At 55.5% G+C, this 5454-nt stretch carries 6 protein-coding genes; 1 reads left to right on the plus strand and 5 read right to left on the minus strand.

The features are described from left to right. Nucleotides 1–12: 12 nt before the first annotated feature. Genes R6V78_RS18465 through R6V78_RS18485 form a run of 5 tightly spaced genes read right to left on the minus strand, consistent with a single transcriptional unit; the run spans nucleotide 13 to nucleotide 5200 of the window. On the minus strand, nucleotides 13–1167 hold the full coding sequence (locus R6V78_RS18465) for an ABC transporter permease (protein WP_410290860.1): 1155 nt from the start codon (nucleotides 1165–1167) through the stop codon (nucleotides 13–15). Beyond that, nucleotides 1167–2300 (minus strand): ABC transporter permease, encoded by a 1134-nt coding sequence (locus R6V78_RS18470; protein ID WP_410290861.1) that lies wholly within the window; start codon nucleotides 2298–2300, stop codon nucleotides 1167–1169. The genes R6V78_RS18465 and R6V78_RS18470 overlap by 1 nt, the downstream gene beginning before the upstream one ends. Then, nucleotides 2297–3232: an ATP-binding cassette domain-containing protein gene (locus tag R6V78_RS18475; protein WP_410290862.1), complete on the minus strand. Its 936-nt coding sequence runs from the start codon at nucleotides 3230–3232 to the stop codon at nucleotides 2297–2299. The genes R6V78_RS18470 and R6V78_RS18475 overlap by 4 nt, the downstream gene beginning before the upstream one ends. 4 nt (nucleotides 3233–3236) lie before the next feature. Next, on the minus strand, nucleotides 3237–4163 hold the full coding sequence (locus R6V78_RS18480; protein WP_410290863.1) for an ABC transporter ATP-binding protein: 927 nt from the start codon (nucleotides 4161–4163) through the stop codon (nucleotides 3237–3239). Between the two features lie 5 nt (nucleotides 4164–4168). Further along, nucleotides 4169–5200 (minus strand): HlyD family efflux transporter periplasmic adaptor subunit, encoded by a 1032-nt coding sequence (locus tag R6V78_RS18485; RefSeq protein WP_410290864.1) that lies wholly within the window; start codon nucleotides 5198–5200, stop codon nucleotides 4169–4171. Between R6V78_RS18485 and R6V78_RS18490 the strand changes: the two genes are divergently transcribed. Beyond that, nucleotides 5199–5454: hypothetical protein (locus tag R6V78_RS18490; protein WP_410290865.1), on the plus strand; the 256-nt coding region annotated here is incomplete at its 3' end. The two genes, R6V78_RS18485 and R6V78_RS18490, sit on opposite strands and share 2 nt — an antisense overlap.

The following is a 5454-nucleotide window of genomic DNA, read 5'->3' on the forward strand; positions in this document are numbered from 1 at the left end:
GCTAAAGATTTTTCAATCCAGCGTTTTCCCGACCCGTTTGACGGCCAGGGCCATCAGCAGCAGGCCCGCCACCAGCAGCGCGGCCATTTCCGGCCAGAGAACGTTCAACCCGACACCTTTCAAAAAAATGCCTCGAATGATCACCAGGAAGTATCGCAGCGGGTTGAGATAGGTTATCCACTGGATCACAACCGGCATGTTTTGAATCGGAAAAATAAACCCCGAGAGAAGAATTGCCGGGAAAAGAAAGAAAAACGTCGTGATCAGCGCCTGCTGCTGGGTGCGGCTGATGGTTGAAATCAACAGTCCCAGCGACAGGCAGGAAAGCAGATAAAGCAGCAGCGCGAAAAAGAGAAGCCCCAGGCTGCCTTGCATCGGAACGTGAAACCAGAAGATGCCGATGGTCGTTACCAGGGCGACCTGAAAAATGCCGATTAAGGCAAAGGGGATGGTTTTTCCCAGGATAAATTCCAGCGGACGAATGGGGGTGACCATGATCTGTTCCATGGTGCCGACTTCCTTTTCCCGCACAACCGCCATGGCCGTAAGATTCAAAGTGCTGACCAGGATCACCAGGGCGATGATGCCCGGCACGTAGAAGTTAACCGAACGCAGAGTCTCATTGAACCACACGCGAATCTGCGGCTGGACGATTCCAGCGGATCCTTGCGGGATAATGTTCTTGAGTTTTGGATTGCGCTGCAGCATGATATCGAGCCTGGACCGGTTGAAACGTTCAACAATTTGCTGTGAATAGCTTTGAACCAGGGAAGCCGTGTTTGAATTGGTCCCTGAAACCAGCACCTGCAAAAGGGCGGTTCGGCCGCTGCCGACCCTGGCTGAAAAATCAGGCCCGAAATGCAGGATCGCATCAACCGTTCCCCGGTCGATCACCTCGCTCATGGATTTCGCATCATTCAGCTGCGATACGAAGTAAAAATAGCCGGACGAGGAAAAGGAAAAAGCCAGCTCTCTCGAAAAAGAGGAATTGTCTTCATCGTACAGGGCGGTGGGAATATGCTTCAAGTCGAGATTGGCGGCATAGCCGAATGCCAGCAGCTGGAACAGGGGCGGCAGAATGATCAGGAACCGCAGACGGGGATCCCGAACCGCCTGAAGCAGCTCCTTGATCAGCATTACCCGGATTCTTAAGAGGATCAATCGCATCAAAACAGCCTTTTGGTAAATTTTTTGCGGGCCAAATGAAGCACCAGTACCGCATAAGCCGCCAGTGCCAGAATTTCGGGCCACAGATAGTCAAAGCCGACGCCCTTCAGGAACATTCCCTTGAGAATCGTTACAAAATAGCGGGCCGGTATGAGATAGGTTACGGCCTGAAGGGCAGGGGGCATGTTTTCAATGGGGTAGATGAAGCCCGACAGAAGAAAAGACGGCAGAAAGACGGTTACCATCGCCAGCTGGCTGGCCTGCAGCTGATTTTTGGAAACCACGGAGAGAAACAGGCCCCATGACAGCGTTCCGACCAGGAAGATGATCGCCACGACAAACAGTTCCAGAATGTTTCCGCGAAAGGGAACACCGAAGATAAAAACACCGAAACCCACCACAAGGACCATATCCACAATGCCTACAGCCATATAGGGAAGCAGTTTGCCGAGCATGAGTTCACCGCTGGTTATGGGGGTGGAGATCAGCTGTTCCAGTGTTTTGGTCTCCCGCTCCCTTGAAATGGTCAGGGTGGTCAACAGGGAGCAGATCACCATCATGATGACAGCCGTCAGGCCCGGTATGATGAAGTGGCGGCTTTTCAATTCCGGATTGAACCAGACGCGCATGCGGAGTTCAACCGGCATGGTCGCCGTTTCCAGGCCTGCACGCCGCATGCGTTCCTGCTGGACATTCAGATCGAATCGCGTTGCAACCGCCTTGAGGTAGCCGACGGCAATGGTGGTGGTATTGGCGTCCGATCCATCGAACACAGCCTGCACGGGTGCTTTTCTGCCTTGCTTCACCTGCCGGGCGAAGCCTGCGGGAATGACCAACGCCATCAGCGCTTCATCCCGGTTCAGCGCGCTGTCGATTTCCTTTTCCCTGTCGATGTATCGAATGATCTGGAAATAGCGCGAGTCGCCCAGCTGATGGATCAGATCACGGGAAAGGGCGCTTCGATCCTGATCGAAAATCAGGGTGGGAATGCGGTCCACGTCCAGGCTGAGGGCATAGCCGAAAAGAAAAATCATCAGAAGCGGAATGAATACGGCGCCCATGAGGCTTCGAATATCCCGCAGCATCTGGAGAAATTCCTTTTTTGTAAGAGCGCTGACACGACGGAGATTCATGGCTTTTTTTCCGGTTTTTGGGAAACCAGCGCGACGAAAACATCTTCCAGCGTCGGTTGGATGGTTCGAATACGCGTTGCCCCTAGTCCGGAATCCGCCAGGCATTTGCGAAGGGTGTTTTCCGCAGCGTAAATGTTGTTGAGGCGGACATGCATGCTGCGGCCGAAAACGGCCGCATCCAGTACGCCGTGGATACCGGCTACGGTTTCGACGGCGGCAAGGACGTCGTCGGTTTCCACTTCGTATATCTCGCCCTCCAGATGGTGTTGCTTCAATTGCTGCGGCGTCCCGGCGGCGATGAGCCTGCCGTGGTTGATCAGGCCGATTCGGTTGCAGTACTCGGCCTCTTCCATGTAATGGGTTGTGACGAACACGGTGACGTTCCTCTCGGCCAGATCATAAATCAGATCCCAGAAATTACGGCGGGTGGCCGGGTCGACGCCCGACGTCGGCTCGTCCAGAAAAATGATGGACGGTCTGTGAAGGAGAGCGCAGCCGAGAGCCAGCCGCTGCTTGATGCCGCCCGGCAGATCCCGGGTCATGTGCTGCCGCCGGTCGCTCAGGCCGGTCACATCCAGAACCTCTTGGATTCGCCGGCGGCACTCGCTGTCTCCCAGTCCATAGATCCCGCCGAAAAAGCGCATGTTTTCCTCAGCTCGAAGGTCTTCATACAGGGAAAAACGCTGCGACATGTATCCCAGTTTTGCCTTTATTTTTTCAGCCTGGCTGAGGATGTCCAGCCCGAGCACCCGTGCCGTGCCGGATGTGGGCGTCAGCAGGCCGCAGAGCATTCGAATGGTCGTGGATTTGCCGGCGCCGTTCGGTCCCAGGAACCCGAAAATTTCGCCTCGCGCGACTGACAGAGAGATATCGTCGACGGCAGTGAAGTCACCGAATTTTTTTACCACGTTTTCCAGATACACGGCGTCCATGGTTTCAGGCTTTGCCTTTGTGGGGAGCCACCAGCGACAGGTAAACATCTTCCAGGGTCGGCTCGATGGCGTCTGTTTCAACATCGGTAATACCGAGATCCGACAGGTTCGCCCGAACGGCTGCCAGGTCTTCCGGTGTTGACAGCAGGACATGAATCCCTGCTCCAAATACGCTGCTTTGCAGTACCTGCGGCATTTGACGCAGAGCCTTGACGGTTTTGATCCTGTCGGCAACGCGCAGGTTGAACAGAAAACCCTTCATCAGGCTGCGCATGGCCATCGGGCGCATGATCAGGCTTGCCTTGCCGTTTTCAAACATCGCTACGCGATGACAGCGGTCCGCTTCATCCAGATAGGTGGAAGCGACGACAATCGTCACCTGCTCCCGCTTCAGCTCATATAAAATTTTCCAGAAATCTCTGCGCGATACCGGATCGACGCCGTTGGTGGGTTCATCCAGGAAAAGGACGCGCGGCGTATGAATCAGTGCACAGGTCAGGCCGGCCTTTTGTTTCATCCCCCCTGAGAGATTTCGAAAAAAGCGGTTCGAAAAAGGAGCCAGACCGGAGAAATGCAGCAGGCGTTCCATGCGCGCTTGGTAATGTGACGGCGGGATGTCGTACAGCGCTGCGTAAAACCGAATATTTTCCGCCACGGTCAGATCGTCGTAGAGACCTGCCGGCTGGGCCATGTATCCGATTTCATGCCGAATGGATTCCGGATGACGGGATACGTCCGCTCCCAGAACGGAAACATGTCCGCTGGAAGCCTGGATGAGACCGCACAACACGCGCAGGCAGGTTGTTTTCCCTGAACCGTCTGGCCCCACCAGCCCGAAAATTTCCCCCTGCTCGACGGAAAAGCTCAGTTCGTCCAGGGCGCGGTTTCCCGCAAAATCGCGGGACAGCTTTTCAACCTCGATGACCGGCATGCCCGCTACCTCAAGAGGACGTCTACCGGCATGCCGGCTTTGAGTTCTTGATTCGGATTATCCAGCATGACCTTGATTCGATAGACGAGCTTGGTTCGTTCTTCATGGGTTTGAACGTTCTTGGGTGTGAATTCGGCCTCCTGGGATATATAGCTTACGTGACCGACATAGACTTTAGCGGGAAATGTGTCCGAGATAACCTGGGCTTCCCCGCCGATTCGAATTTTGCCCAGATAGGTTTCCGGTATGTAGGTTTTAACCCACAGGCGATCCAGCCGCGCCAGGGTGAAAACAGGTGCGCCGGCCTGAACGTACTCCCCTTCTTCAACATTCTTTACTGAAACAAATCCGTTAAAGGGCGCCCGAAGCCGCGATTCATTGAGATCATCCTGAGCGATGGCCAGTGCTGCGGCCGCCTGGTCGATCTGGGCCTGCAGCGCCCCAAGGTCCAGTCTCATTTTCTGTGCTTCGCGGCGGCCTATTTTAGCGGTTTCCAGTGCGGCATCCGTGCCGAAAACATTGGCCTGCCCTTCTTTGACCATTTCCTGACGGGGGCCGTCACTGACGAGTTTATATTTTTCTTCGGCGGCCTTATACACTGCCAGAGCTGCATCATGCGCGGTCCGGGAGTCCTCCATCTGGCTGGCGGAGATGATGCGGCGCTCAAAAAGTGTCTGCATGCGCTGGTAGTCCTGCCTGCGGTTGTCCAGCTCGGCCCTCGCCTTTTCCAGGGCGGCGGCGGCTTCCCGAATCTCTCCTGTTCTGGATCCGGTTTTAAGGCTCTCATAGCGTGCTTCGGCTGCCGAAACCATGGCCTGGGCCTGACGAATCTGTGCTTCCACCGAGTCTTCCTTTATTTTTATTGCCAGTTCAAGGGATTCCCGGCGGGCGTTCAATTCGGCCAGCTGGGCCTTTGCCTGGTCGCACCGGGCCACAAAAACCGTCTGCTTCAGTTCGGCCAGCACCTGCCCCTGCTCCACCCTGTCCCCCTCCTGAATCAGAAGGCGGGAAAGGTGTCCGGGGACGCGGAAGCTCATGTCCACCTCGGTGACTTCGACATGGCCGGAAGAGCGGGTCATCGCGGTGGGTACGCGCGATACTTCACGGTTGATAAAGGCCTACCAGATGCTGGATATGCTGCTGCCCGGCGCGGACCTGAAGCTGATCGAGCAGGCCGAGGCGCAGGTCTTTGAGCGCTTCTGGGGCATGTCCATGAAAGAACTGCGCAATATCGACCCAAAGGAAATCCGCCAGTTTGCGCACCAGTACCGCGACCTGATGTTGAGCATGC

The sequence above is a fragment of the Desulfosarcina sp. genome (genome assembly GCF_046496365.1).
Taxonomy (GTDB): domain Bacteria; phylum Desulfobacterota; class Desulfobacteria; order Desulfobacterales; family Desulfosarcinaceae; genus Desulfosarcina.

Coding starts and splice junctions, on each gene's coding strand:
- R6V78_RS18465 (WP_410290860.1), bottom strand. CDS start 1,167: ATGCGATTGATCCTCTTAAGAATCCGGGTAATGCTGATCAAGGAGCTG.
- R6V78_RS18470 (WP_410290861.1), bottom strand. CDS start 2,300: ATGAATCTCCGTCGTGTCAGCGCTCTTACAAAAAAGGAATTTCTCCAG.
- R6V78_RS18475 (WP_410290862.1), bottom strand. CDS start 3,232: ATGGACGCCGTGTATCTGGAAAACGTGGTAAAAAAATTCGGTGACTTC.
- R6V78_RS18480 (WP_410290863.1), bottom strand. CDS start 4,163: ATGCCGGTCATCGAGGTTGAAAAGCTGTCCCGCGATTTTGCGGGAAAC.
- R6V78_RS18485 (WP_410290864.1), bottom strand. CDS start 5,200: ATGAGCTTCCGCGTCCCCGGACACCTTTCCCGCCTTCTGATTCAGGAG.